This is a genomic window from Corynebacterium sp. DNF00584, from assembly GCF_001552965.1.
GTDB lineage: Bacteria > Actinomycetota > Actinomycetes > Mycobacteriales > Mycobacteriaceae > Corynebacterium > Corynebacterium phoceense.
Genome location: NZ_KQ959738.1, coordinates 26728 through 51733, shown reverse-complemented (window position 1 = coordinate 51733; position 25006 = coordinate 26728). Strand labels below are relative to the sequence as shown.

Here is a 25006-nt window from a genome sequence, read left to right as displayed (position 1 = left end):
TGTAGTCGTGTTAAGAGTAACGGTTTTCTGGAAGGAGGCGTCCCACCATGGCAGGTGCTGTAGGTAGGCCGCGTAAACATAGCCCTCGGCGCCGCGGCAGCACGGCGCGCGAGGAGATCCTCGACGCATCCGCTGAGCTCTTCACCACGCAGGGCTTCGCCACGACGTCTACGCACCAGATCGCGGAAGCCGTGGGCATTCGTCAGGCCTCGCTGTACTACCACTTCCCGTCCAAGACGGAAATCTTCCTCACGCTCCTGAATTCCACCATCGAGCCCTCTCTCGGTCTGGCCGAGGAGCTCGACCACTCGGAAGCCGAACCGGAGCTCATCCTCTGGGCACTTGTCGCCGCCGAGGCCCGCCTGCTACTCACCAGCGGTTGGAACGTCGGCCGCCTGTACCAGCTGCCGGTCGCCAACTCGGAGGAGTTCTCTGAGTACCACGAGGCCCGCACCGCGCTACAGAACTACTTCCGTAGCCACGCCCGCGCCATCGTCGGCGAGGATGACCCGCGCGTCGAGCTGCCCTTCCACATCGCACTTTCTGTTATCGAGATGCGCCCCAACAACGGCACGCCGCCCTATGAGCCGGCCCAGTCCATTCCAGACACCGCGGTCATGCTTGCCGATGCCGCCCTGGCCGCCCTCGGCGCCACCCCACCCGAAGACCGTTACGAGGCCACCCTCGAGTTGCTCAAGAACCGCAACGACTCCATCGCCACGGCCACGGCGAAGAAGCAGACCAAGAAGGCCACAAAGAAGCAGGCTACGAAGTAAATTCAAGCCAGTCCCCGCGCGCTCCCACCCCCACGGTGCGAGCGCGTTTTACGTTTTCGTTGCACAGGTCACAGCTTTCGCCTAACTTCAGTTACTAGTGATTAACTGAAATCTCGAGCCACGAACGGAGCCGTCCATGACCCCACCAGCTTCTACCAGCGGACTGCGCATCGCCGTCCTCCTCAAAGAGGTTCCCGATACCTTCGGCGAGCGCGCCCTCAATCTCACCACTGGCCTCGTCGAGCGCGCCGCGAGTGACCCCGTCCTTGACGAAATCTGCGAACGCGCCGTCGAGCTCGCCCTCACCCTCGCCGCAGATCACCCCGCCTCGGAGGTCCACGCTTTCGCCATGGCTCCGGAGAACGCCACCGCCACCATTCGCAAGGCTCTCGCCATGGGCGCCGACGCCGCCTTCCACGTCACCGACCCCGCGCTCCTCGGCGCCGACCTCACGCTCACTGCTGAGGCCCTCGCCGCTGCCCTACGTCACGCCGGGGAACCCTATGACCTGATTGTTGCGGACAACGCGTCGACAGACGGCATCGGCGGGCTCGTGCCTGCCATGATCGCCGCCTGGCTGGACATGCCGCACCTCAGCGAACTCACCGCCCTCACGCTTGATGGCACGACGCTCACCGGTGCCTGCGAGGACGCCGACGTCCGCGCCGAGCTGCCCGCCGTCGTCTCGCTCACCGAGGCCTTCCCCGACGGCCGCTTCCCGAACTTCAAGGGGATCATGGCCGCGAAGAAGAAGCCGCTCACCACGCTCAGCCTCGCCGAGCTCGGCCTCGACGCCGAGGACTTTTCCGTCGCCCGCACCATCATGACCGCCGTGGCACAGCGCCCGCCGAAGGAGGCCGGGCAGAAACTCACCGACGACGGCTCGGCCGGCCAGGCCATCGCCGAGTACCTATTCGCCCACAAGCTTGCCGCCCAGCCGTCTTAGGAGACCACCATGACCGATATCATTCTCGTCATCCCTGACTTCACGCCAGACGGCGTGCCCGCTGCCTCCACCGCGGACCTCCTCGGCGCCGCCGCGCTCGTAGGCACGCCCGTCGCCGTCGCCCCCGCCAACGCTGACCCCGCGGCCCTCGCGAGTCTCGGCGCCACCCAGTTTTTCCAAGGCCCCACCTGGGCCACGCCTGCCGATGCCGCCGCCACCGCCCGCGCCGCCTACGCCGCCGCTCCGCCGCTCGCCCTCCTCGCGCCGCACTCCCCCCAAGGCCGCGATGTAGTGGCGCTGTTGTCCGTCCAGCTGCGCCTGCCCGTGAGCGCCCGCGCCACCGGCCTTGAACACGACGAGCAGGGTGTGCTCGCCCACCACGCGGCCTTCGGCGGCACTTTTACTTCCGTCTCCGCGCCCACCTTCGGCGCACCGCTCATCACGCTGCAGCCCGGCTCCATCGACCACCGCGCGCCGGCTGCCGAGCAAAACGTCACCGTGCTCGATGTCCCCGGGTCAGGCGCACGCCTGTCTATCACCCCGCGCGAGACGGCGCCCGCGTCGACGGACCGCCCCGGCCTCGTCGGCGCCTCCACCGTCGTCTCCGGTGGTCTGGGGCTTGGCTCCGCGGAGAATTTCTCACTCGTCACCGAGCTTGCCGATGCCCTCGGTGCCGCCGTTGGCGCCTCCCGCGCCGCCGTCGACGCAGGCTACATCGACCACACCGCCCAGGTCGGACAGACCGGCGTGACCGTGACCCCCGACCTCTATATCGCGCTCGGTATCTCGGGCGCAGTCCAACACCTCGCCGGCATACAGACCTCCAAACACATCATCGCTGTGAACAAAGACCCTGATGCCCCCATCTTCGAGATCGCCGATCTCGGTATTGTGGGCGACGTCTTTGACGTTGTTCCGCAACTAATTGCCGCCCTCAAAGGGCACGGGGGTTAGGATCCGCCTATGAGTTCCGATAATTTGCGCCGCGGTTTGCCGCGCACGCCCGATGGCGAGCCTTGGCCGCCTGCCGCTTCTGCCCCCGCAGCGCCCTCCGCCGAAACTCCCACCCCACCTGCGCCTTCCGCTCCCGCCGAAGCAGCCGCGGCGCCTTCCACGCCCGCGGCACCTACGGCACCCTCCGCACCCGCCGCGCCGGCTGCACCAGCCGACGATGCTTCAGTCCCTCAGACGGCTCAGGCTCCCACCCTGCGCAGCGGACTTCCCCGTGCCGAGGGCGGCCCGGCCTGGCCGCCGGGCTCAGCGGTCCCGGCAGCACCCGCTGCAACTGCCGTTGTTGGAGCTTCGGCCTCTTCCGCAGCACCCACTGCGCCCGCTGCACCTGCAGCGCCCACGGCCCCCACTGCCAGCACGCCTTCGGCCCCAGCGGCACCTGGCGTTCCGTCCGCGCCGACTTCTTCGAGCGTCCCCGCGGCTCCTGCAGCACCCGCTGATCCGGCTGCGCCAGCTGCGCCAGTAGCACCAGCCGCACCGAGCGCACCGGGAGTTCCCGCAGCGCCAGCTGCAGGCGTTCCGGCCGCGCCGAGTGCTCCGGCCGCACCAGCGGCGCCCGCTGTTCCCGGCGTGCCGGGTGCTCCCGCAGCTCCGGCGGCTGGTGTTCCAGCCGCGCCCAGCGCTGCGGCGGCCCCTGCGGCTCCGGCAGCCCCTGCGGTTCCGGCGGCACCTGGGGTGCCAGCTGCTGCACCCTCAGCGCCGGCGGCATCGGCAGCAGCTGCGACGGGCGCTGGCGCAGCCGTCGCTGCAGCGTCGGCATCTGCGGCACAAAAGCCCAGCGGCACGTCGAAGCAAACGCCGTCCAAGTCTTCTGCCCCGGCGAAGAAGGAGCCAAAGAAGTTTGGTCCGCTCAGCGTGGGCCAATGGATCGGCGCCGTGGTGGCGCTTGCCGTGGTCGCGGTGGTCCTCGTGTGGGCAGCGCGTGCCTACTTGGGCAGCGCGGGCGGCGAGGAGTTCCTCGCGAAGTACCCGGGACATGCGCCCATGCCAGACTCGGCGCCCATCGGCACGCCGGTGTGGCTCTCGTGGTCGCACTTCTTCAACGTTTTCCTCATGGTGCTGATCGTGCGTACGGGCTGGACGGTGCGCACTGAGCGTCGCCCCGCCGCTTACTGGAGCCCGAAGTGGAACCCCAAGCGCAAGATCAGTCTGACGCTGTGGCTGCACCAGGCGCTGGATCTGCTGTGGGTCATCAACGGCATCATCTTCTTTATCCTGTTGTTCGCCACCGGCCAGTGGATGAAGATCGTGCCCACGAGCTGGGAGGTCTTCCCCAACGCCGTGTCGTCTGGTCTGCAGTACTTGAGCCTCGATTGGCCCACGGAAAACGGTTGGGTGCACTACAACGCGCTCCAGCAGATTGCGTACTTCCTTACGGTCTTCGTCGCGGCACCGCTAGCCATCATCTCTGGCGTGCGCATGTCCGGCATGTGGCCCGCGAAAAATTCGACGCTCAACAAGATCTACCCGGCGCCGCTGGCTCGCAAGATCCACTTCCCCACGATGGTCTACTTCATCGTGTTCTTGTGCATCCACGTCTTCCTCGTTGTCGCGACGGGTCTGCTCCGCAACCTGAACAACATGTTCGCCGCACGCGGCGACGTGGACCCGGAGGTCTGGGCGCACAACTGGTTGGGCTTTATCCTCTTCGTCATCGCCATGCTCGTCACGGCGGCTGGCTGGTACTTCGCCCGCGCCATCTTCGTCGCTCCTATCGCCCGAGGGTTTGGCTCGGTCACGAACCGCTAGGATTCCTCGGCCATTTCCCCGCTTCCGCACTCGCGGTGGCGGGGCTTTTACGATCAGGCCACGTTCTTCTTTTCCGAAGGCGTCGCGCACGGCTAACTCAGCCGGAAGAGTAAATCTACATTCAGGACATATAAGGCCCGTGCGAGCGGTTAAAAGCGGGACTATATGTGCTGAAGGGATTTTTTAAGTGGGCACACGAAAGCGCCCCGGCTGATGAACAGCCAGGGCGCAGGTGACATGGAGTTACATGGCGCGGACGGTGAGCGACTGCTCGGCGCGGCCGACGGGGCCTTCAACGTCGTGGAGCGTCGACGAGGTAAGTCCCAGGCCGTGGGGTCCCCAGCTCACGCGGGTGTCGAGTCCGGTCCACTCGCCCACCGGCTGACGGAAGAAGTGCACGGTGAGGTCAACGTTGGGGAAAGCGAAGCGCGTGGGGTCTTCGCGCACGGCAATGCCGTTGGCGACGTCAATGCGGGAGACGAACTCGGCGATAGCGATGGGCTCTTCGTTCTTGACGAGGTGGTTGGGGGAGGTAATCCAGGCTGCGGCGCGCCCGGGGCGGTAGGCGCGCGGCTGGCGGGTCTCGACTTGGGCGATAAGCCCGCCGTTCCACACCGACGTCATGTCACGCGGCGGGCAGGACGCGGGCGCTGGCAGCGGTTCGAACTCGACGCCGGAGACGTCTGCTGTATCGGCCGGGATGAGATACCAGGCACGCGCGATAATAACGGGACGCTCGCCGATGGAGCAGATGGCCTCCACGAGTTCGATGGTGCGGCCGGGGCGCTTGATGGTGACCTCGATGGTCGCTTCCTTGAAAGGCAGGCGGCCCAGGATGTCGAAGGAGATACGCGAAAGGTCGAGCTTGCCGCCGTCGTGTTCCAGGCGGTGCTGCTCAATGACGTGCGTGATAAGGCCAGCCAGGCAAGCGAAGTGGTAGTCCTCATTGGACCAGGCGCCTTCGCCATGGATGGTGGGCGCGAAGGTCGAAGGGCCGGTGCGCTCAAAGAAGTAATCGGGTGCGGAAGTTGTCATAGTTTCACCTCGGAAGGAATGAATCGATGGGCTATGTGCGGCGCAGGGCCGTAATGGTGTCGAGGTCGACGATATAGTCCACCGGCGTCGTGCGCTGGATATCCATGAGCGTGACGCCCGGCGCGAGTGCGCGCAGGATGAGAAATTCGCCGGCGGACTCAAAGCGCGCGAAACGAGTGATGAGGCACGTTTCGGGCGGAGGCAGCGCTGAGCCGGCGCCCAACATGGGGGCACCGGCGGCATCAAGATGCTCCTGCACGAGGGCAGAGGGTCGGTCTGCGGCCTGCGCCGCCATGTCTGCGCAGGACCAGCCTGCAGGCATGGGGTTCGGCGCGGTCATGGCTTACACCCAGCCCAGGACCTTGGGCGCCATCTCGCGCAGCTCGACCTTACGGACCTTGCCGGAGGCCGTCATCGGGTAAGAGTCGACGACGTGGACGTAGCGCGGGATCTTCTGGCGCGAGAGCTGGCCGTGGGCGAACTCCGCAATATCGGACTGGGTGAGGTGCTCGGCGCCTTCATGAAGGATGAGCCACGCCATGATTTCCTCGCCGTATTTGTCGTCGGGAACGCCGATGACCTCGGCGTCGACGACAGACGGGTGGGTGCGCAGGAATTCTTCGATTTCACGCGGGTAGATGTTCTCGCCGCCGCGGATAAGCATGTCCTTGAGACGGCCAGTGACGGAAAGGTAGCCCTCGTCGTCGAAGACGCCCAGGTCGCCGGTGCGCATCCAGCCGTCGGCGTCGATGGCCTCGGCCGTCTTCTCCGGGTGCTCCCAGTATTCCTTCATCACGGAGTAGCCGCGGACAAGGATCTCGCCCTGGGTGCCGACGGGGACGATGTCCCCGGTGTCCTCGTCGACGATCTTTGCCTCGAGGTGCGGCATGATCTGGCCTACGGTGCCCACGCGCTTGTCCAGCGGGTCGTCCGCACGCGTCTGGAAGGACACCGGCGAGGTCTCCGTCATGCCGTAGCAGATGGCGACCTCCGGCATATTGAGCTCGCTGATGACCTCGCGCATGGTCTTCGAGGGGCACGAGGAGCCGGCCATGATACCGGTGCGCAGCGTCGAGAGATCGTAGGGCGAACCGTATTCGATGTGGTCCTCGGCCTCGGTGAGCTCCTGAATGAACATGGTGGGCACGCCATAGAGCGCCGTGGCCCCCGCGGCCTGGACCGCCTTGAGCGACTCACGCGGCTTGAACGAGGGCGCGGGAATGATGATGGCGCCGCCACGGCTAAAGGCAGCGATGGTGGCCATGACCATGCCAAAGCAATGGAAGAAAGGCACCGGCGTACACACGCGGTCAGCCTCGGTGAAGCCGAGGAGCTCACCAACGAAGTAACCGTTGTTCAAGATATTGCGGTGCGTGAGCGAGGCGCCCTTGGGAAAACCCGTGGTTCCCGAAGTGAACTGCAGGTTGACCACGTCGGTATTGGACAGTCCCGCGGTGTACTGGGAGAGGTCGTCGACGGGACCCTCGATAAAGGAGAACCACTCGTCGCCGCCAAAGTAGATGACGTCCTCGACCTGCGTGCCGCGCTGCTTGCGCGCGTCGTTGAGCATGGAACGGTAGTCCGAGTCTTTGTAGCGGCGCGCGGCGAAGACCATGCGGGTGCCGGACTTCTCGAGGACGTAGTTGAGCTCGCTTTGACGGTAGGCCGGGTTGATATTGACGAGGATGAGGCCCAAGTGATGGCAGGCCCACATCACCACGAGCCACTCCCAGCGGTTCGTGGACCAGATACCCACGCGGTCGCCGGGGCGCAGCCCCTTGCGCGCAAGTGCGGAGGCGAGCGCCAGCACGAGCTTGTAGAACTGCTCGTAGCTCAGTGTCTTATCCGAGTAGACATCCACGATGGCATCGCGCGACGGGAACTTCTGGACGGTGGCGCGCAGGGTGTCACCGAGGGTGTCCTCGCGCAGCGGCGGGGCACCCTCGTCGAGGGTCTTGCCAAAGACGTAGGACAGGTCATTGCCGTCCGCGTCAACAGCGATGGCGCCGTACGGGGTGGAACGGGTGGCGAAAGTAGAAGCGATGGTCATGATGGTTCTCCTGGAGTTTTAAGCGCTCACGCGCGCACGGTTGAGGATGGACTGGGCTTGGCGAAAGAGAGGTTCGTCCACCATGCGCCCCTGATAGCGAAAGGCACCCTGGTTATCGGCGGCCGCGGCGAGAAGGCCTTCGGCCCACTGGACTTGTTCGGCGGCGGGTGCGTAGGCCGCCCGGATAACGGGGACCTGGAGGGGATGGATGCACACGCTGCCGGCGAAGCCGAGCGCGGCGGCATCGGTAGCCTCGGACTGCAGCCCGACGGAGTCTTGGATGTCCATAAAGACGGCATCGAGCATGGCCTTGCCGTGCGCGGCGGCGGCAAGATGGACCTGGGCCCGGGCGAAGCGCGGAACGTCGCGGTAGACGCCGTCGGCAAAGCGGGAAGAGACCCCGCCCATGCTGGCCAGGAGGTCCTCGGCGCCCCAAAAGAGTGCCACGCAGCTTTCCGATGCCGCCGTCTCCTCCGCACACATGACCCCCAAGGCGGTCTCGGCGAGCGCAATGACCTGGGCGTCAGGCAGTTCGGCGGCGAAGACCTCCATACTCGCGGCGCCCTCGGCCTTGGGGCACATGAGCTGGCGGAATGCGGTGGTGCGTACCATCTCCATGTCCGCGGCAAACTCCGGGGTTCCGGGCGGGTTGACGCGCACGATGGTCGTCGCCGGGTCGAGGTCGCACTCGGCGATAGCGATGCGGGCGGCCGCGCGGTTTTCGGGGCGGCAGCCGTCCTCGAGGTCGAGGATGACCATGTCCGCGGCGGAAGCCGCCTTGGCGAAACGGTCGGGTCGGTCAGCGGGCACGAAGAGGATCGCGGGGCCCGCGGGCATCCAGGTCATGAGTCTTCTCCTTCTGGTCGACCTTCTGGACAGCACTGCACGAGTGTGGCGCGCGTGGCGCGGCAGACGATGTCGCCGTGCTGGTTGCGGCCGATGTGCTCGAGGTTGACGATTCCCTGGCCGGGGCGCGAGGAGCTCAGGCGCTTGGAGACGCACACCGTCTCCGCGTAGAGCGTGTCGCCGTGGACCATGGGATGTGGGAACGAGACCTCGGTGAAGCCGAGGTTGGCGACGATGGTCCCCAGCGTCAGCTGACCGACGGACAGTCCGACCACGGTGGAGACGGTCCACATGGAATTGACCAGGCGCTGGCCATCGAATGCCGACTGCTGGCTCGACCAGTGAGCATCGAGGTGGAGCGGCTGGGTGTTCATGGTGAGCGTCGTGAAGACGACATCGTCAGCCTCCGTCACGGTGCGGCCCGGGCGGTGGAGGTAGCGCACGCCCTCTTCGAATTCCTCGAACCACAGGCCGCGCTGTTCCACGGTCTTGGCGGTCGTATCAGTCATGCGCGTACTCCTAGATTCCCAGCTCGCGGGCGATGAGCATGAGCTGGACCTCGGTGGTGCCTTCGCCGATTTCCAGAATCTTCGAGTCGCGGTAGTGGCGGGCGACGCGGTACTCGTTCATGAAGCCATAGCCGCCGTGGATCTGGGTGGCGTCACGCGCGTTATCCATGGCGGCCTCGGAGGCGACGAGTTTTGCGATGTAGGCCTCCTTGCGGAAGTCCTGGCCCTTAATCATCTTGGCCGCGGCCGCGCGCCAGGCCAGGCGCGCGGTGTGGGCGCGGGCCTCCATGCGCGCGATCTTGAAGGAGATGGCCTGGTACTCGGCGATGGCCTTGCCCATGGACACGCGCTCCTTGGCGTACTTCACGGACTCGTCGACGCAGCCCTGCGCCGCGCCGGTGGCCACGGCGGCGATGGCGACGCGGCCCTCGGCGAGGATGGAGAGGAAGTTGGCGTAGCCGCGGCCGCGCTCGCCCAGGAGGTTCTCCTGCGGGACGCGCACGTCGCGGAAGGACAACGGGTGGGTGTCCGAGGCGTTCCAGCCCACCTTGTCGTAGGCCGGTAAGACGTCGAAGCCTGGCGTGCCGTTGGGCACGATGATGGCGGAGATTTCCTTCTTGCCGTTCTCGCGCTGGCCGGTCACGGCCGTGACAGTGACGAGCGACGTGATATCCGTGCCAGAGTTCGTGATGAACTGCTTCGTTCCGTTGATGACGAAGTCGCCGCCGTCCTCGACCGCCGTGGTCTTCGTCGCACCTGCGTCAGAACCCGCGCCCGCCTCGGTCAGACCGAAGCCGGCGAGCTCCTTACCGGAGGCCAGGCCTGGGAGGTACTTCTGCTTCTGCTCCTCAGTGCCAAAGTTGAAGATGGGCATCATGCCCAGGCCGACGCCGGCCTCGAGCGTCATGGCGACGGACTGGTCGACGCGGGCGAGTTCTTCGAGCGCGATGCCAAGCGAAAGGTAATCGCCGCCCATGCCGCCGTATTCCTCCGGGAAGGGCAGGCCGTAGAGGCCCATGTCGCCCATCTGTGTCTGGACCTCGTACGGGAAGGAATGCTCCTTGTCATGCTTGTACGAGACCGGATCGACGACTTCGTTGGCGAATTCGCGGACGACGTTTTGCAGCTCCTGGTACTCCTCAGGAAGGTCCGCGATGTTGACGTCGGGGCCGGAGGCGGTCGTGGTGGTCATGGTCGTGCTCCTTATCTGTGGGTGTTATCTGTAGGTGCTGTGTGGATGTGATTGGTCCGTGGTGGTGGCTTATGTATCTGGCTCCACCGTGGCCAGCGGCTGGCCCGCGGGCACGGTCTCGCCCGCCGCGCAGTGGAAGATCACCGTGCCGGGCTCGGCGGCGCGGAGGACGTGCTCCATCTTCATGGCCTCGACGACCACGACGGCATCGCCAGGCTCGACGTGGTCTCCCTCCGCGACGGCGAGCGCCACAACTGTGCCGGGCATCGGCGATGCGAGCGTGCCGTGGTCGTCCTCGGCCGCTGCCGAGACCGAGCGCGCCGCGGGTTGTTCAGTGAGCGCCCACGTACCGCGCGGTCCGGTGAGCAGAATCTGGTCGGCGTGGCGCTCAAGCGCCCAGCGGCTCGTGGTGCCGTCGAGGTTCACGGACCACTGCCCTGCTCCGAGGTTCGCGATAGACGCTGTGAAGGTGGTTTCCTCGGTCTGCTCCGGCTCGCGGTCGGCCTTGATGTCAAGCGCACGCTGAAAGGCTGGGGTATCACCAACCGTGACGGTGGACTCGGCGGGGTCGACGGTGACGACTGTGCCCACACCATCGGTACCGGGGACGCCGGAGGTGCCCTCGGCCAAGCGGACGTGGCGCTCGGCGGGGTGACGCAGGCGCCAGCCATCGGCGACCCAAGCGTCCGCGGCCTCAGCGGAACCGGTGCCTGGCTGGGCGAGGATAAGGGCCGCGGCGGCGAGGTCCTCTGCCGGCACCGGCGTGGGTGCGTAGTCGGGCGCGACGCGCTCGAGCAGGCTCGTGTCGAGGTCGCCCGCGCGAACCTCGGGCACGTTAAGCAGGAAGCGGCAGAAGTCGGTGTTGACGCCCACGCCGGCGACGACGGTGCCGGCGAGTGCGGCGTCGAGGCGGTCCAGGGCCTCCTGCCGGTCCGCGCCGTGCGCGATGACCTTCATAAGCATCGGGTCATAGAGCGAAGTAACCTCGGAGCCGTCCACGATGCCGGAGTCGACGCGGACGCCGGGGCCGGTGGGCTCGACGACGCGGGTGACCGTGCCGCCGGTGGGCAGGAAGTCGTGCGCAGGATCCTCGGCGTAGATGCGCGCCTCGATAGAGTGGCCACGCAGCACAATACCGTCCTGGGTAAAGGGCAACTCCTCGCCGCGGGCGACAGCGAGCTGCGTGGCGACGAGGTCGATGCCGCTTACTTCCTCGGTGACAGGGTGCTCGACCTGAAGGCGGGTATTCATCTCCATGAAGTAGAAATGGTCCGGGCGCGCGGCGGGGACGATGAACTCCACGGTGCCGGCGCCGACGTAGCCAACCGAGCGTGCGGCGTCGCATGCGGCCTGGCCAATCTCGGCGCGGGTCGCCTCGTCGAGCAGCGGCGAGGGGGCTTCCTCAATGACCTTCTGGTGACGGCGCTGGAGGGAGCACTCACGCTCGCCGAGATGGACCACGTTGCCGTGGGCATCGGCGATGATCTGAACCTCGATGTGGCGCGGGGTGTCGACGAAGTGCTCGAGGAAGAGCGAGTCGTCGCCGAACGAGCTCGCGGCCTCGCGGCGGGCGGTAATGAGAGCGGCCGGCAGATCCTCCGGGTTCTCGACGCGGTGCATGCCCTTGCCGCCGCCGCCCGCGGACGGCTTGATGAGCACGGGGAAGCCGATGCCCGGCGCGGCGGCGATGATCTCCTCGTCCGTAAGTCCCGGGCGGGAGATACCCGGCACGGTGGGCACGCCGCGGGCCTCGACGGCGGCGCGGGCCGTAATCTTGTCGCCCATCGTCTCGATCGCGCTGGCCGGCGGGCCGATGAAAATGATGCCGGCGTCCTCGCAGGCCTTGGCAAACTCGGCGTTCTCGGAGAGGAAACCATAGCCGGGGTGGATGGCCTGGGCGCCGGTACGGCGGGCGGCATCGAGAAGTTTCTCGGCGACAAGGTAGGACTCACGCGCGGGCGCCGGACCGATGGCGACGGCGAGGTCGGCTTCGCGGGTGTGGCGCGCGGCGGCATCGGCAGCAGAGTGCACGGCGACGGAACGCACTCCTTCCGCGCGCAGGGTGCGCATGACGCGGCAGGCGATTTCGCCACGGTTGGCGACGAGGACGGTATCGATGTGGTTAGTCATGATGTGCTCCTCTTACATGCGGAAGATGCCGTAGCCGGGGTCGCCGAGTGGGGCGCTGGACGCGGCGCCGAGGGCCAAGCCCACGACGCGGCGGGTATCAGCCGGGTCGATGACGCCGTCATCCCAGAGCCGCGCTGAGGAATAGTACGGATGGGACTCTTCCTCGAACTTCTCGCGGATGGGGCGCTCAAAGTCCTCTTGTTCTTCCGCGGACCACGTCCCGCCGGACTTCTCAATCTGGGTGCGCTTGACGGTGGACATGACCATCGCGGCTTGCGGTCCGCCCATGACGGCGATGCGCGCGTTGGGCCACATCCACAGAAAGCGCGGGCTGTAGGCGCGCCCACCCATGGAGTAATTGCCAGCACCGAATGCGCCACCGATGACGACGGTGAACTTGGGCACGCGCGTGGTGGCCACGGCGTTGACCATCTTGGCGCCGTGCTTAGCGATGCCCCCGGCCTCGTACTCGCGGCCGACCATAAAGCCGGTGGTGTTCTGCAGGAAGAGCAGCGGGATGCCGCGCTGGTCGCACAGCTCAATGAAGTGCGCGCCTTTGATCGCGGACTCGCCGAAGAGCACGCCGTTGTTCGCGATGATGCCCACCGGATGGCCGTAGATGCGGGCGAAGGCGGTGACGAGCGTCGTGCCGTACTCGGCCTTGAACTCCTGGTATTCGCCACCGTCAGAGAGGACCTCGATCACCTCGTGGACGTCGTAGGGCACCTTCGCGTCGACCGGCACGATGTCGTAAAGATCCGTTTGCGGGCGCTGCGGCTCACGCACCGGCTGCACGTCCCAGGGGGCCTGCGGGTCCGGGCGGGTCGTCGCAATGATGGCACGCACGCGGCGCAGCGCATCTGCGTCATCCGTGGCGAGGTGGTCCGCCACGCCCGAAGTTCGCGCGTGAAGGGCGCCGCCGCCGAGTTCCTCTGGGGTGACTTCCTCACCCGTCGCAGCTTTCACGAGCGGCGGGCCGGCGAGGAAGATGGTGCCCTGTTCTTCGACGATGACGGTCTCATCGCTCATCGCGGGGACATACGCGCCGCCCGCCGTGCACGAGCCCATGACGGCGGAAATCTGTGGGATGCCGTGCTTGGACATATTCGCCTGATTGAAGAAGATGCGACCGAAGTGGTCGCGGCCGGGGAACACGTCCTCCTGGTTGAGCAGCATGGCGCCGCCGGAATCCACGAGGTAGATGCACGGCAGGTTGTTCTCCCCCGCGATCTCCTGGGCGCGCAGGTGCTTGGTGACGGTGAGCGGGTAGTACGTGCCGCCGGAGACCGTCGAGTCGTTCGCGACCACCATGCAGCGGCGCCCCTCCACGAGCCCGATGCCGGCGATAACGCCTGCGGCAGGCACCTTGCCGCCATACATGGCGTGCGCGGCGAGCGGGGCCACCTCCAGGAACGGGCTGCCCGGGTCGAGCAGCTGGTTAATGCGGTCACGGGGCAGCAGTTTGCCGCGCGAGAGGTGACGCTCGCGAGCCTTGTCCGATCCCCCGCGCGCCGTGGTGGCAAGCAACTCGCGCAAATCCGCGACGAGGGCCTCATGCCGTTCGCGGTTCGTGGCCGCTGGCGACGCTGCGGGGGCGGTAGGTGCAGTCATGAATGAGCTCCCTAGAAGTCTCGATGAGTGAACTTGGTGAAGTTCAGTTAATCCCAATTAACTAGAATCAGAGAGTACCGCGCCTACGTGTGTCGCTCAACACTTTTCTTCCAGAATGTACAATGCGTCACCTGCCAATGCGGACACACCATCCCCCAAACGTCCCCCATCAGCGTGTTTGCGTGAGAATTTACAAAAGTTAACAAATCCGTGGCATAGATTTACACCCCTGCGCGGGGGTGTACGCGCGCTCCCCCTCGCCCCTGCCGGCTGGACCGCGGCTGGCACGCGTCCTCTCGGTTAGACCAAGATGGCAGCGACGGCCATCTGGCGCAGCTGGGCGCGCAGCACGTCGGGCACGGCCCAGTGGTTGACGTAGCGGGACGATGCGATGAGTCCCGCCGTAAGCTGCACACGCATACGCGCGGTCGAACGCTCCAAGTCCGGGCGCACCTGGACAAGGACATCGGTCCACACGTTCATGTAACTGCGCTGCAGCGAACGAATCTTCGCCGAGTCGACGGCCACGATATTCCACCGCTCGCGCTCTTGCACGCGTACGCGGTCGGGCTCCGTCATACAAATCTCCACGTGGAAATCGATGAGGTCCTGGAGCACTGCGCTCGGATCATCGAGCACCGCGTCCTCCCCCGTGCAGTGCTCGGCAAGGATAGCCAACGCGCCGTCGAGCAGGCGCGTGGAGATATCGACGAGGACCTCCGAAAGCAGAGTCTCCTTGCTGTCAAAGTAGCGATAGAGCCCAGGCCCCGAAATTCCCACGGCTGCGCCCACGTCACTGAGGCGGGTGCGCGCAAAGCCGACGTCCGCCATGATTTCAGAGGCCGCCGCGAGCAGCTCCTGGCGCTTGCGTTGCTTCGCCTTCTCACGCTCCGTGGTCATCGCGGGGTCTCCTTTCACCGGGCGTGGCTGTGGTCTTAGTGTTCGATCATAGCCATGCACAAAGCCCCGACCGCACGCGCCGCAGCAACGACGCGTGGGACCGGGGTTCGTAGCTCTCCTCGCCTTCCTCTAGTCCGGAATGCGGATTAGTGGAAGAAGTGGCGGGTACCGGTGAGGTACATGGTCACGCCGGCTGCCTTGGCAGCCTCGATGACCTGCTCGTCACGAATCGAACCGCCCGGCTGCACGACAGCCTTGACGCCAGCGTTGGTGAGGACCTCCAGGCCGTCCGGGAACGGGAAGAAAGCATCCGATGCCGCGAATGCGCCGCGGGCACGCTCCTCACCCTCGCCGAGGGTGTTGGCGCGCTCGACGGCCAGCTTGGCGGAGTCAACGCGGTTGACCTGCCCCATACCCACGCCCACGGAGGCGTTGTTCTTGGACAGCAGGATGGCGTTGGATTTCACAGAGCGCACGGAGCGCCATGCAAACTCAAGCTCAGCGAGGTCAGCGTCGTTGAGCGGCTCGCCGCAGGCCAGCGTCCAGTTCTCCGGCTTATCGCCCTCGGCCTGGTAAGTATCCGGCTCCTGGCACAGGACGCCGCCGGAGATGTGCTTGATTTCCTCTGCCGGAGCCTCGTGCTCGGCAACGAGGATACGGAGGTTCTTCTTCTCCTTGAGGATCTCCACGGCGCCATCCTCGTAGGACGGAGCGACGATGACCTCGGTGAAGATGTCCTTGACTTGCTTGGCCATCTCGACGGAGACCTCGCGGTTGACGGCGATGACGCCGCCGAATGCGGAGAGCGGGTCGCACGCATGCGCAGCGCGGTGTGCCGCAGCGATGGACTCATCAGACACGGCGATGCCGCACGGGTTGGCGTGCTTAATGATGGCCACACACGGACGCTCGTGATCCCAGGCGGCGCGCCACGCGGCGTCAGCATCCTGGTAGTTGTTGTAGGACATCTCCTTGCCGCCCAGCTGCTCCGCGTTGGCCAGGCCCTTGCCAGAGCCATCGCGGGTAACGGTCGCGGACTGGTGGGAGTTCTCGCCGTAGCGCAGCGTCGTGGTGGCGCCACCCTCGGTGAGCTGGTCCACGAACCAGGCGGAGACGGCCGCGTCGTAGTCAGCGGTGTGCAGGAAGGCGTCGCGAGCAAGCGCACGGCGCTCCTCGAGGGAGAAGCCGCCGTTCTTCACGGCCTCGGCGACGTCACCGTAACGCGACGGGTCGACGACAACGGCGACAGACGGGTGGTTCTTCGCGGCAGCGCGCACCATGGACGGGCCTCCGATGTCGATCTGCTCGACGCAGCCGTCGAAGTCAGCGCCGGACGCAACGGTCTCACGGAACGGGTAGAGATTGACGACGACGAGCTGGAAAGCCTCAACGCCGAGCTCCTCGAGCTGTGTGAGGTGATCCGGCTTGCGGGTATCGGCCAGGATGCCAGCGTGGACCTTCGGGTGCAGGGTCTTTACGCGGCCTTCGAGGCACTCCGGGAAGCCGGTGAGCTGCTCCACCGGGGTCACGTCAATACCCAGATCCGCGATCTTCTTCGCGGTCGAGCCAGTGGAGACAATCTCCACGCCCGCGGCGTCGAGCGCACGGGCCAAGTCTTCGAGTCCAGTCTTGTCGTAGACGCTGATAAGCGCACGCTTGATCTGCTTGGCGTCAGTCATAGGTTGTGTGAAATCTTCCTTGTACTAAAGATCGGTGTTAGAGATCGATGGAAAGGGCGTCGCCGTCCACGCGCGCTGCGCGCAGGACTTCGACGATGAGCTTGCGCTCAACTACTTTGATGCGCTCATGCAGGCTGGCTTCATCATCGCCGCGCTCGACCATGACGGGCCGTTGGGCGATAATACGGCCGGTGTCCACACCAGCGTCGACGAAATGGACGGTAGAACCGGTGACTTTGACCCCGTAGGCCAGCGCGTCGCGCACGGCGTGCGCGCCCGGGAACGCCGGGAGCAGCGCCGGGTGCGTGTTGATGGTGCGCCCTTCGAAGCGCTCCAGGAAAGCCGCGCCCAAAATCCGCATAAAACCGGCAGAAACCACCGCGTCCGGGCTGCCTACGGCAGTCACCAGGCGGTGGTTCCATTCTTCGCGGTCCTCGGCCAGCGCCACCACTTCCGTGGGGATGCCAGCCGCAGCAGCGCGCTCGATGCCCTGACATTCTTTGTCGGCCACAACTTTGACGACACGGTACGAGTCGTCTTGATGGTCGAGGATGTTCTGAAGCAGTGAGCCGGTGCCGGAGACAAGCACAACGATCTCAAGCGGTGCGATACGTGTCGAAGTCACACACCTAGAGTAGCCGGTCACACCCTCATGGCGGAATTTTTCACCGCCTAACGTTGTGTGTCCGCGTCTCCATCCTCCGCAGTGACCCCATCAGTGACAATCTCGCCCTCGATGATCTCGCCTTCTAAGACCTCATCAGAGGACTCGACGTCGAGGAGCTCGCCTTCAAGGACTTCATCCTCGACAGCTTCGGCTTCTGGCTCGTTGTCCTTCGCATCATCGTTCTTACCGGTGACTTCCGCGGTCTCAGACCCGGACGTGCCACGCTGATCCTCGGCCTCGGCCTCGACCTCTCCATCGGACCGGGTTTCGGCGTCATCACCAAACTCCGGCTCAGCGCCAGAGTCAGACTCAGCTTCCGCGTCCGCGTGGAGTTCAGCGTCGGTGTCCACCTCGTCATCGAAAGTCTCATTGTCTTCAGAATCCGCGACTTCATCGCGTGCATCGGTATCTTCCGCGACTTCATCGACCGTCTCAGCAGGCTCAGCTTCGTCGGCTTCAGCATCGTCAGCCGAATCCTCCGACCTTGCCTCGAGCTCGACGGCGTCAGACTCTGCTTCGCTCTCGTCAATGACCGACTCCGCGTGAGACTCTTCCTCGTCCGTTTCCGCCACAGCAGCACCCGCGGCGCGGCGGTCGAAGAAGTAGTAGCCGGCGGCAACGAGGAGGCCGGGCACTGCCGTCCACAGGAAGGCAAGGCCAGCAGCAAGCCAGAGCATGGGGCCGACATGCCCGTAGTAGCCCAGGGTGCCGGACGTGAAGTAGCACGCGAGCACCACTCCGAGCGCAGTCCAGACGCCGGCGAGTGCGGCGTGGGCGAAGCTCGGGCGGGCACGGAGAAAGAGTACTACGGCAACGAGGGCAGGCAGCGCGAGCAGGCCCACAGCCCAGGACGCGGATTGCGCAGGAACGGCGGCCAGGATTGGCAGAGGCGGCAGCGGCAGGAGAACGGTATCGAAGAGACTCACGCTCGCGGTGCCGAGGTGGAACTCGGAGCCGAGCAACACGGCGCCTGTCGCGACGATCGCGTTGGGGATATAGAAAATGGACAGCGCGATAAGCCCCGCCAGACCCACCCCGGGCAGCTTCGGATATCCGGCGAGCATGGCGGCTTGCGCGTCGAAGCGCACGATAAAAAGGACGAGGAAGACGAGTGCGGCCACGGTGGCGAACCCGATGAGCACGCGGCCCGCCGTCGATGCTGCGTCGACGACGACGCGCGGCACACCGTAGCGGCGAGCCAGCGCGCGCCAGAGGCGCGGCCCCATGCCCACCGCCATGGCAGCGAGATGCAGGATCCACACGCGCGGCAGTGCGGTGAGTAGGCTCGGCGGCGCGACGTCATAGACCTTGCCCGCATCCCAGAGCATGAACCACGCGATGAGCGTGAGGAGGGTGGGCACCGCGATAATGCAGCCCAACAGAATAAGGAGGTCCTTGACGCTCACCCGCTTCTTCACCAAGGAATGCACACGCGTGGCGAGCATGACAAAGAGCAGGCAGGCTGGCAACGCGGGAACGACGCCGATGGAGATTCCGTCGGCGCTGGCCGAGCCGAGCGTGGAGACCATCCAACCTTCGGCGATGGCGGTGGGCAGCCACGCCGCGGGCGAACCGGTGAGCAACACGAGCGCGAGGCCGACGGCGATGATGACACCGACCACGAGGGCATCGGGAAGCGCGACGGCAAAAAACATCCGGCGGATGCGGGCGCTGAGGGTGCGAGGGACGGCGGCCTGCTTGTCCTTGCTCCGGGAGCTCACACGGGAGGCGACACGGGCGGCGGCCGGTGTGGCGTGCGTGCGGCGAGGGCTGCGCGAGGTGGGGCTGGTGTTCTTGCTCATGATGGAAAACACTTTGCCACGACCCAGCGGCGGGCTGCGGGTGGCACGACGAGCGACGCCCGTTTTCTATTCCTTATATATAAGGGTAAAGAAGAGGTTGAGACTCGGCGGTGGGGGTAATCAGACACGGAATTTCCGTTCGGAATACGCCCCCAAGATACGACACAGGTTTCTATCAGATTGCTACCACCATGACGGCAAATTGCTAAGAATCAACCAAGAACAGCTCAAGCGGCTTGCCCGACCCCCATCGAGACGCTATTGTTATCTTTCGTTGATAACAAGTAGGTCACAAATTCGTAAACCTACAGGGCGCAATGTAACACTTCGCGCCTGGTAACGAATGAAGGACAAGAAAGAAGAAGTTAGATGCGAAGCACGACTCAGCGCGCCGGCTCCGGCCGCCACCGCAAGATCGCTACCGCACAGACCGCAAAGGGCCGCATCGCGCTCTTCACCGTCGCCGCGGGTGCCGTCTCCTCCGCAGGCGTTGGTGGCGCCACGGCCGCACAGCTGCAGTCCGGTTCCGAGACTCAGGACGTCAAGCTCGCCGCTACGACCAACCCGCTGGGCGACGCCCAGGAGCAGCTGCAGCAGTCCGCTGATGGCGCAATGACCGCCATCACCACCGCCCCGCAGGTCCTCAACCTTGCCGAGGTCAAGCCGGTGCCCAACCTGGACGAGCAGCTCAACACCGCTATCCAGGCATCTGAGGCCCGCCAAGCTGCCGATGAAGCTGCTCGTGCACCGTCTGTCGCTCGCCCGGCCGAGGGCGCTTTCACCTCGCCGTTCAGCCCGCGCTGGGGCTCCTTCCACTACGGCATCGATATCGCCAACTCCCCGGGCACCCCAATCCTCGCCGTCATGGACGGCACCGTCATCGACTCGGGCCCGGCTTCCGGCTACGGCCAGTGGATCCGCATCAAGCACGAGGACGGCTCCGTGTCCGTCTACGGCCACATGCAGACCCTCGACGTCGCCGTCGGCGAGCACGTCACCGCCGGCCAGAAGATCGCTGGCATGGGTTCCCTGGGCTTCTCCACCGGTTCCCATCTCCACTTCGAGATCCACCCGGACGGCACGACCCCGGTCGACCCGGCCGCATGGCTCGCTGAGCGCGGTATCAACGTCTAAATAAGCGCCTCACACTTCTACCGTCGCTGAGTGCCCGCCTCCTTCACGGAGGCGGGCACTCGGCGTTTTTCGTTCCTCCCCACAGCACCGCCCCAGCCATGGCCACCGAACATTCAGGCTCCTCGGCACGTGTAATCACGGGCAATAAGGGCCGCACAAGCCCCTCTTACCTCTACTGTGTGTTAAATCACTTTAATACACATGCCGCTTGCGGACGCGTCAGTATTCTTCACCCCTGAACTACCCCGTTTCACCGCTTTACTCCGGGGAGGTTCAAGACTTTAGTGCCAAACGGGGGTAAAGAGGTGGCACTCAGACGGCCCAGTACGAACCTCGCCCATACACATATATACAAACCCCCACATCACACCACCGAACGCACGTGCCATTGACGCCCCAATGGTTACCCGGTAATCTAACTCTCGGGTTACCCAGTAACCAACGCCCTTACCAGTACACATACCGCTTTCGTGAAGGACCATCATGTCAGTGAAACATTCACTATTGGCCCTGCTCGCGGCCGCGCCGGCGAGCGCGAGCGCCCTGCAGCATGGCTACGCGGAAGAAACGGGATCCACACTCAACATCGGACAGGTCTCCCAAACGCTCACCCGGTTGGAGCGCGACGAGCTCATCGCTCAGTCGGGCACCACCACCGGTCCCACTGGGCGCAAGGCCGATCAGTACGCCATCACGGAGGAAGGCCGCGCAGAACTGCACAACTGGTTCAACGCGCCCGTCCTCCCTCCGGCGGCTGACCGCGACGAGCTCGTCATCAAAGTCGCGCTCGCCGCACGCCGTCCTGAGATCGATCTCGTCTCGCTCCTCGATAACCAACGCTTCGCCACGCTCCAGGCCGTCCGCGAGCTCACCGCCGCACAGCGCGACATGCCCCAGGTGCGCAGCGCCCACCGTCTCGCTTCAGAGAAACGCATCTTCGAGCTCGAAGCCACGCTGCGCTGGCTCGACCGCGTCGAAGCGCTCGCTCCCCTTTCCACCAACGCACAGGAGAATGAAAACCGATGAATGCCGCCTCTCCGCTCCCCCTCGAGCTCCAGGACGTCACGTGCGTCTTCGGCACCGGCGCCCGCCAAGTCACCGCGCTCGACTCCGCTTCGCTCGAGCTACACCCCGGCGAGCTCGTCGCCGTCATGGGTCCCTCCGGTTCCGGTAAGTCGACGTTGCTCAATGTCGCGGGGCTCCTCCTACGCCCCACCTCCGGTCGCGTGCTCATCGAGGGTGTCGACACCGCGGACTTCTCCGCGCGTCGCGCCGCCCAGGCTCGCCGCAAGCACTTGGGCTTCGTTTTCCAGGACTTCAATCTTGTCTCCACGCTCACCGTCGGCGAGAATGTCACGCTGCCGCTTGAGCTCGACGGCGAGTCCCCCTCCCGCTGCCGCGAGCTTGCCGATGCCGCCCTCTCCGAGGTCGGCCTCGACGGCGCAGGGTTTGCCGATCGCTACCCCGAGGAAATCTCCGGCGGCCAGGCCCAGCGCGTCGCCATTGCGCGTGCGCTCATTGGCCCGCGCCGCGTCCTCCTCGCGGATGAGCCCACGGGCGCGCTTGATACCGCCACGGGCGAGGACGTGATGAACGCCCTGCGCGCGCGCATTGACGCCGGTGCCTCCGGACTCCTCGTTACGCACGAGCCACGCTTTGCCGCGTGGGCCGACCGCGTCGTCATGGTCCGCGATGGCCGCCTCAGCGAACCGGGCGCGCCACAGGCCGCGCGCCCGGGACAGGAGGAGAAATAATGTCTTCCCTTGCCGCCGCCACCCGCGCCACCCGGCGCGACATGTTCCGCGCGCCCGGACGGCTCATCGCCGCAGTCCTGCTCATCGCGCTGCCCATCGCAGTCGTCGTTGCGCTGGCCATCAGCGACGCCTCCGGCAGCGGGCGTCTTGCCAGTCCCGCGAGTGGTGAGCAACTCGCCATCGAAGGCGGGACCTGCGTGCAGGAACCGGGCATGTACTCGGGAACGTGCACCGGCGATCAGCGCATGCCCACCGCGTATTCCGATGCCGAGGCCGTCGTCCCCGACTCCATCGAAATTGGTCGCCAGCTGGAGTTCACCGTAGACGTTGCGAAGGGCGCGGATGCTACTCCGACGGGTAGGTACTACTCTCCCATCGTGCAGCTTTCCCCGGACTTCTTGCCTGAGGATCTCCCTACATCGCTGGGGCCTGATGAGATCTTCCTCGACGAGTTCAATGCGGAGGCGATGGACATCTCTGTCGGCGATTCCGTCACCACGGCCCTGCCCGATGGAACGACGCGCACGCTCACCGTCGCTGCTATCTCGCCTTCATATCAATCGCTCGTCATCGACGGCGCGCTCTATGACCGCGAGGTCGATCTCCCGACCACTGTGGAGGCCATGGTGACGTGGCTCTACCGGCCACGCGGGGAGATCTCGTGGGCCGACGTCGAGTACGTCAACGCGCGCGGCGGCATGCTGCTGAGCACCGACCTGGCCACGCATCCTCCGGCCGATGCCCCTGAGATCAATCCAGACCACGCGAGTGCCGCGCCGATGGCCTGGGCCGGCATGACACCTGGCCAGGTTGCGTTGGCAATCCTCAGCGCGCTGGCATTCTATGCGGTCATCGCACTGCTTATCATTCTGTTTATTTCGCCCGTGTTCTCGCTGGCGCTCGCTCGCCACACGCGACTGTTCGCGATGCTCTCCGCCCAGGGTGCGTCGCGCTGGCACATCGCGGCCGCGGTCTTGGTCTTCGCGCTCTTCGCCGGTGCCATCGGCGCCACGCTCGGCGTGGTCCTCGGCGGCGGCATCGGCTGGGCCTGGTGGGCTATCGCGAACCCCGGGTGGAGCGTGCACATCCCGTGGATGAGCATCGGCGTCGCGTGTCTTGTCGCCGTACTCGGCTCGATCACCGCCGCCGCGGTGCCTGCCTATCTCACCGCCCGCAATTCTTTAGCCGGTGCCTTGGCTGGCGGCGCACCCGACCGCATGGTCCGCTGGCGCTGGTGGATGGTGTGCGGCCCCGCCTTACTTGCGCTCACGACCATCGGCGCCCTCGTCCTATGGTTCACCCAAACCCCAGGGAACCGTCACTATGTCTCGGGGGGAGACTGGTGGACCATCATCGTCTTCGTCGGTCTCGTGGCGATGACGTTGAGCATTCCAGGGCTCGTCTTCTGGGGCGCACACGCTACACGCCGCGCTCCCGTCGCGCTGCGCACCGCCGGCCGCGGGCTCACGCGCCGTTCGCTCCACACGCTGCCCGCTGTGGCGGCCATCGCCGCACTCACCGCACTCGTGGTGGGTGGTGTCGTCTCGATGCGCACCGATGATGCCCAAGGCCAGGCCATAGCCGCGACGTATACGCCGAGCAATCTCGCCTTTGTCAATGCGGACTCCCGGGAGGCCGCCCGCGAGGGCATCGGTCGCATTGCGCCACACCTCGGCCCGACCAAGGAGGTCGACGTCTATGCACTCGATGCGGACGCGCGGCGTGAACCTTACGGCCCAGACGACAGCTCGACGCAGCTCTATGTTCCCGCGGCCGAGGAGTGCGCCACAACGTATACCGATGACCCAAGCGCCGTGGTATACGCCGACGCACAGGGACGCACGACCGACATCGATCCAGACGCCGCGCGTGCCTGCCTGTCCACGCTGGCTGGCACCTCTTCAAATCCCTCCGAATCGCCCCTGGGCAACCGTCTCATCGTCGCGTCCCAGGACACCATCGAGGATCTGTTCTCGCTTTTTAAGTTCGACTCACCCGAGGATCGCGACCGCGCGGCGGCAACGCTGCGCGCCGGCGGCGTGGTCATCAACAAGGGACATGGCTTGGCCGACGCGAAGACCACTGAGGTCGTGTCCAAGCGCTACGACGCAGTCGAGATTGCCAATGACGGTAGCTACGCATGGGAGGAAGCTTCGAAAGAAGCACGCAAGGAGCTTCCCGTTGCGGAGGCTCTGCCGCTCCACGCTGGGCCGCTCACCCTTGTGAGCGAGGATGCCGCGCGCGAGCTAGGAGTCAAGGTCATCTATGCCGGTACTGCCTTGCTTACCGATGACCCCATCACGCGCCACCAGGACAACACCATTCGTGAGGACATTTATGGCAGTGAGGAAGGCGACCCGCCTGCTCCCCTGGCGTACGGGTATTCCTCCGCGGTCTACAAGTCCTACAATCCGCCGACTTGGCCATTCGCCGCAGCAGTCGCAGGTCTATCCTTCGTCGCGTTGGCACTCGTCATCGCGCTCGCCGCCGCCGGCATTCGTCGCGAGTCCCGAGTCTTCGCCTCGCTTGGCGCAGCTCCCGGCTTCGCCGCCAAGGTCGCGGCCCTGCAGGCGGGACTCGTCGCTGCCCTCGGCCTGTGGACTGGCATCCTCGCTGGACATGTGAGCGCCTTCTTCTTCACTACCCGCGACGCCCACACCATTGCGGGCGAGGTATACCGGTGGGGCAGCCTACCGTACTACCAGCCGTCATGGCTCATGATGGCCGTCGGCGTGGTCGTTCCCCTCGTCATGGCGGCACTCGCGTGGTGGGTCCACCGCCCACGGCTCGACGCGCAGGGACGCGACCGAGCCGATCTGCTTCCGGGACGCGAGGCTGAGCGCTCGCTCGTTTAGCACGCAGGCGCCATCGCAGGCCTGGCTACATGGTGCGCGGTAGCGACACGCCGATTCTCACAGAAATTCCCTGCACACTCTCGCGTGCGCAGGGATTTCTTCTGTGTGCAGCGTTCGGCGATGCTGATGAGCTGGGAGGATACTGAATGTTACAGAGACGATATTTAGCCACCCCCGACCCTTACCCCCGTTCGCTAAATCGAGACTTTACAGTTGTAACACCTTTCACATTAGTAACATGCGTAACACGCTGGCGTGTTCGAATGGTTTTCGAATTTGGGGCATTTACCTGCATATTTTGATGTGTTGCCAATGGCGGACCCACGGGATAGCTTTTATTTCGTTGCCATAACGTGGCCG

Annotated in this window: 20 protein-coding genes; 8 read left to right on the top strand and 12 right to left on the bottom strand. The window is 65.4% G+C overall.

Annotated features, from left to right (window positions below; all coding sequences use genetic code 11):
* Window positions 1-47: 47 nt before the first annotated feature.
* The 4 genes from HMPREF0307_RS04125 (at window position 48) to HMPREF0307_RS12500 (ending at window position 4482) form a co-directional block, all read left to right on the top strand.
* The gene (locus tag HMPREF0307_RS04125) at window positions 48-776 is read left to right on the top strand and encodes a TetR/AcrR family transcriptional regulator (RefSeq protein WP_066487827.1); all 729 of its coding nucleotides are present in this window, start codon (window positions 48-50) and stop codon (window positions 774-776) included.
* Between the two features lie 136 nt (window positions 777-912).
* Window positions 913-1722: an electron transfer flavoprotein subunit beta/FixA family protein gene (locus HMPREF0307_RS04120; RefSeq protein ID WP_231725036.1), complete on the top strand. Its 810-nt coding sequence runs from the start codon at window positions 913-915 to the stop codon at window positions 1720-1722.
* A 9-nt stretch (window positions 1723-1731) separates the two neighbouring features.
* Window positions 1732-2676, top strand: a complete 945-nt coding sequence (locus tag HMPREF0307_RS13420; protein ID WP_066487825.1) for an electron transfer flavoprotein subunit alpha/FixB family protein — start codon at window positions 1732-1734, stop codon at window positions 2674-2676.
* Between the two features lie 9 nt (window positions 2677-2685).
* Window positions 2686-4482 carry a cytochrome b/b6 domain-containing protein gene (locus HMPREF0307_RS12500; RefSeq protein WP_082723223.1) on the top strand — a complete coding sequence of 599 codons (1797 nt, stop codon included), beginning with the start codon at window positions 2686-2688 and terminating at the stop codon, window positions 4480-4482.
* 243 nt (window positions 4483-4725) lie between these two features.
* Here the strand turns inward: HMPREF0307_RS12500 and HMPREF0307_RS04100 are convergent, their stop codons facing one another.
* The 12 genes from HMPREF0307_RS04100 to HMPREF0307_RS04045 all read right to left on the bottom strand — a co-directional run bounded on the left by HMPREF0307_RS04100 (window position 4726) and on the right by HMPREF0307_RS04045 (window position 18903).
* Window positions 4726-5517 carry a thioesterase family protein gene (locus HMPREF0307_RS04100; protein WP_066487808.1) on the bottom strand — a complete coding sequence of 264 codons (792 nt, stop codon included), beginning with the start codon at window positions 5515-5517 and terminating at the stop codon, window positions 4726-4728.
* Between the two features lie 31 nt (window positions 5518-5548).
* Complete coding sequence (locus tag HMPREF0307_RS04095) at window positions 5549-5857, bottom strand: hypothetical protein (RefSeq protein ID WP_066487799.1); 309 nt, start codon at window positions 5855-5857, stop codon at window positions 5549-5551.
* Window positions 5858-5860: 3 nt separating this feature from the next.
* Window positions 5861-7567 (bottom strand): AMP-binding protein, encoded by a 1707-nt coding sequence (locus HMPREF0307_RS04090; RefSeq protein WP_066487797.1) that lies wholly within the window; start codon window positions 7565-7567, stop codon window positions 5861-5863.
* Between the two features lie 18 nt (window positions 7568-7585).
* Window positions 7586-8413 carry an HpcH/HpaI aldolase/citrate lyase family protein gene (locus HMPREF0307_RS04085; protein ID WP_066487795.1) on the bottom strand — a complete coding sequence of 276 codons (828 nt, stop codon included), beginning with the start codon at window positions 8411-8413 and terminating at the stop codon, window positions 7586-7588.
* Window positions 8410-8922, bottom strand: a complete 513-nt coding sequence (locus tag HMPREF0307_RS04080) for a MaoC family dehydratase (RefSeq protein ID WP_066487787.1) — start codon at window positions 8920-8922, stop codon at window positions 8410-8412. The genes HMPREF0307_RS04085 and HMPREF0307_RS04080 overlap by 4 nt, the downstream gene beginning before the upstream one ends.
* A 10-nt stretch (window positions 8923-8932) precedes the next feature.
* Window positions 8933-10114, bottom strand: coding sequence for an acyl-CoA dehydrogenase family protein (locus HMPREF0307_RS04075; protein WP_066487782.1), 1182 nt, complete (start codon window positions 10112-10114; stop codon window positions 8933-8935).
* 69 nt (window positions 10115-10183) lie between these two features.
* Window positions 10184-12244 carry an ATP-binding protein gene (locus tag HMPREF0307_RS04070; RefSeq protein WP_066487779.1) on the bottom strand — a complete coding sequence of 687 codons (2061 nt, stop codon included), beginning with the start codon at window positions 12242-12244 and terminating at the stop codon, window positions 10184-10186.
* Window positions 12245-12256: 12 nt separating this feature from the next.
* The gene (locus tag HMPREF0307_RS04065; protein WP_066487774.1) at window positions 12257-13855 is read right to left on the bottom strand and encodes a carboxyl transferase domain-containing protein; all 1599 of its coding nucleotides are present in this window, start codon (window positions 13853-13855) and stop codon (window positions 12257-12259) included.
* 300 nt (window positions 13856-14155) lie between these two features.
* Window positions 14156-14755: a TetR/AcrR family transcriptional regulator gene (locus tag HMPREF0307_RS04060; protein WP_066487772.1), complete on the bottom strand. Its 600-nt coding sequence runs from the start codon at window positions 14753-14755 to the stop codon at window positions 14156-14158.
* A gap of 146 nt (window positions 14756-14901) precedes the next feature.
* Window positions 14902-16434 (bottom strand): bifunctional phosphoribosylaminoimidazolecarboxamide formyltransferase/IMP cyclohydrolase, encoded by a 1533-nt coding sequence (purH, locus tag HMPREF0307_RS04055; RefSeq protein WP_066487767.1) that lies wholly within the window; start codon window positions 16432-16434, stop codon window positions 14902-14904.
* Window positions 16435-16471: 37 nt separating this feature from the next.
* Entirely contained in the window at window positions 16472-17059 is a 588-nt protein-coding gene (purN, locus tag HMPREF0307_RS04050) for a phosphoribosylglycinamide formyltransferase (RefSeq protein WP_231725034.1), read from the bottom strand.
* A gap of 47 nt (window positions 17060-17106) precedes the next feature.
* A complete protein-coding gene (locus HMPREF0307_RS04045; RefSeq protein ID WP_156435902.1) occupies window positions 17107-18903 on the bottom strand; it encodes a cell division protein PerM in 1797 nt (598 codons plus the stop codon).
* 369 nt (window positions 18904-19272) lie between these two features.
* Here HMPREF0307_RS04045 and HMPREF0307_RS04040 point away from each other — a divergent pair, with 369 nt between their 5' ends.
* The 4 genes from HMPREF0307_RS04040 (at window position 19273) to HMPREF0307_RS04025 (ending at window position 24646) form a co-directional block, all read left to right on the top strand.
* Window positions 19273-20037 carry a M23 family metallopeptidase gene (locus HMPREF0307_RS04040; RefSeq protein WP_066487763.1) on the top strand — a complete coding sequence of 255 codons (765 nt, stop codon included), beginning with the start codon at window positions 19273-19275 and terminating at the stop codon, window positions 20035-20037.
* 483 nt (window positions 20038-20520) lie between these two features.
* Window positions 20521-21063, top strand: a complete 543-nt coding sequence (locus HMPREF0307_RS04035) for a PadR family transcriptional regulator (RefSeq protein ID WP_066487761.1) — start codon at window positions 20521-20523, stop codon at window positions 21061-21063.
* Window positions 21060-21791, top strand: a complete 732-nt coding sequence (locus tag HMPREF0307_RS04030) for an ABC transporter ATP-binding protein (protein ID WP_066487759.1) — start codon at window positions 21060-21062, stop codon at window positions 21789-21791. The genes HMPREF0307_RS04035 and HMPREF0307_RS04030 overlap by 4 nt, the downstream gene beginning before the upstream one ends.
* On the top strand, window positions 21791-24646 hold the full coding sequence (locus HMPREF0307_RS04025) for an ABC transporter permease (RefSeq protein WP_066487751.1): 2856 nt from the start codon (window positions 21791-21793) through the stop codon (window positions 24644-24646). The genes HMPREF0307_RS04030 and HMPREF0307_RS04025 overlap by 1 nt, the downstream gene beginning before the upstream one ends.
* Window positions 24647-25006: the final 360 nt, after the last annotated feature.

Coding starts and splice junctions, on each gene's coding strand:
- purH (WP_066487767.1), bottom strand. CDS start 16,434: ATGACTGACGCCAAGCAGATCAAGCGTGCGCTTATCAGCGTCTACGAC.
- HMPREF0307_RS04100 (WP_066487808.1), bottom strand. CDS start 5,517: ATGACAACTTCCGCACCCGATTACTTCTTTGAGCGCACCGGCCCTTCG.
- HMPREF0307_RS04125 (WP_066487827.1), top strand. CDS start 48: ATGGCAGGTGCTGTAGGTAGGCCGCGTAAACATAGCCCTCGGCGCCGC.
- HMPREF0307_RS04085 (WP_066487795.1), bottom strand. CDS start 8,413: ATGACCTGGATGCCCGCGGGCCCCGCGATCCTCTTCGTGCCCGCTGAC.
- HMPREF0307_RS04065 (WP_066487774.1), bottom strand. CDS start 13,855: ATGACTGCACCTACCGCCCCCGCAGCGTCGCCAGCGGCCACGAACCGC.
- HMPREF0307_RS04045 (WP_156435902.1), bottom strand. CDS start 18,903: ATGAGCAAGAACACCAGCCCCACCTCGCGCAGCCCTCGCCGCACGCAC.
- HMPREF0307_RS04060 (WP_066487772.1), bottom strand. CDS start 14,755: ATGACCACGGAGCGTGAGAAGGCGAAGCAACGCAAGCGCCAGGAGCTG.
- HMPREF0307_RS04120 (WP_231725036.1), top strand. CDS start 913: ATGACCCCACCAGCTTCTACCAGCGGACTGCGCATCGCCGTCCTCCTC.
- HMPREF0307_RS04070 (WP_066487779.1), bottom strand. CDS start 12,244: ATGACTAACCACATCGATACCGTCCTCGTCGCCAACCGTGGCGAAATC.
- HMPREF0307_RS04035 (WP_066487761.1), top strand. CDS start 20,521: ATGTCAGTGAAACATTCACTATTGGCCCTGCTCGCGGCCGCGCCGGCG.
- HMPREF0307_RS04075 (WP_066487782.1), bottom strand. CDS start 10,114: ATGACCACCACGACCGCCTCCGGCCCCGACGTCAACATCGCGGACCTT.
- HMPREF0307_RS13420 (WP_066487825.1), top strand. CDS start 1,732: ATGACCGATATCATTCTCGTCATCCCTGACTTCACGCCAGACGGCGTG.
- HMPREF0307_RS04095 (WP_066487799.1), bottom strand. CDS start 5,857: ATGACCGCGCCGAACCCCATGCCTGCAGGCTGGTCCTGCGCAGACATG.
- HMPREF0307_RS12500 (WP_082723223.1), top strand. CDS start 2,686: ATGAGTTCCGATAATTTGCGCCGCGGTTTGCCGCGCACGCCCGATGGC.
- HMPREF0307_RS04025 (WP_066487751.1), top strand. CDS start 21,791: ATGTCTTCCCTTGCCGCCGCCACCCGCGCCACCCGGCGCGACATGTTC.
- HMPREF0307_RS04030 (WP_066487759.1), top strand. CDS start 21,060: ATGAATGCCGCCTCTCCGCTCCCCCTCGAGCTCCAGGACGTCACGTGC.
- HMPREF0307_RS04080 (WP_066487787.1), bottom strand. CDS start 8,922: ATGACTGATACGACCGCCAAGACCGTGGAACAGCGCGGCCTGTGGTTC.
- HMPREF0307_RS04040 (WP_066487763.1), top strand. CDS start 19,273: ATGCGAAGCACGACTCAGCGCGCCGGCTCCGGCCGCCACCGCAAGATC.
- HMPREF0307_RS04090 (WP_066487797.1), bottom strand. CDS start 7,567: ATGACCATCGCTTCTACTTTCGCCACCCGTTCCACCCCGTACGGCGCC.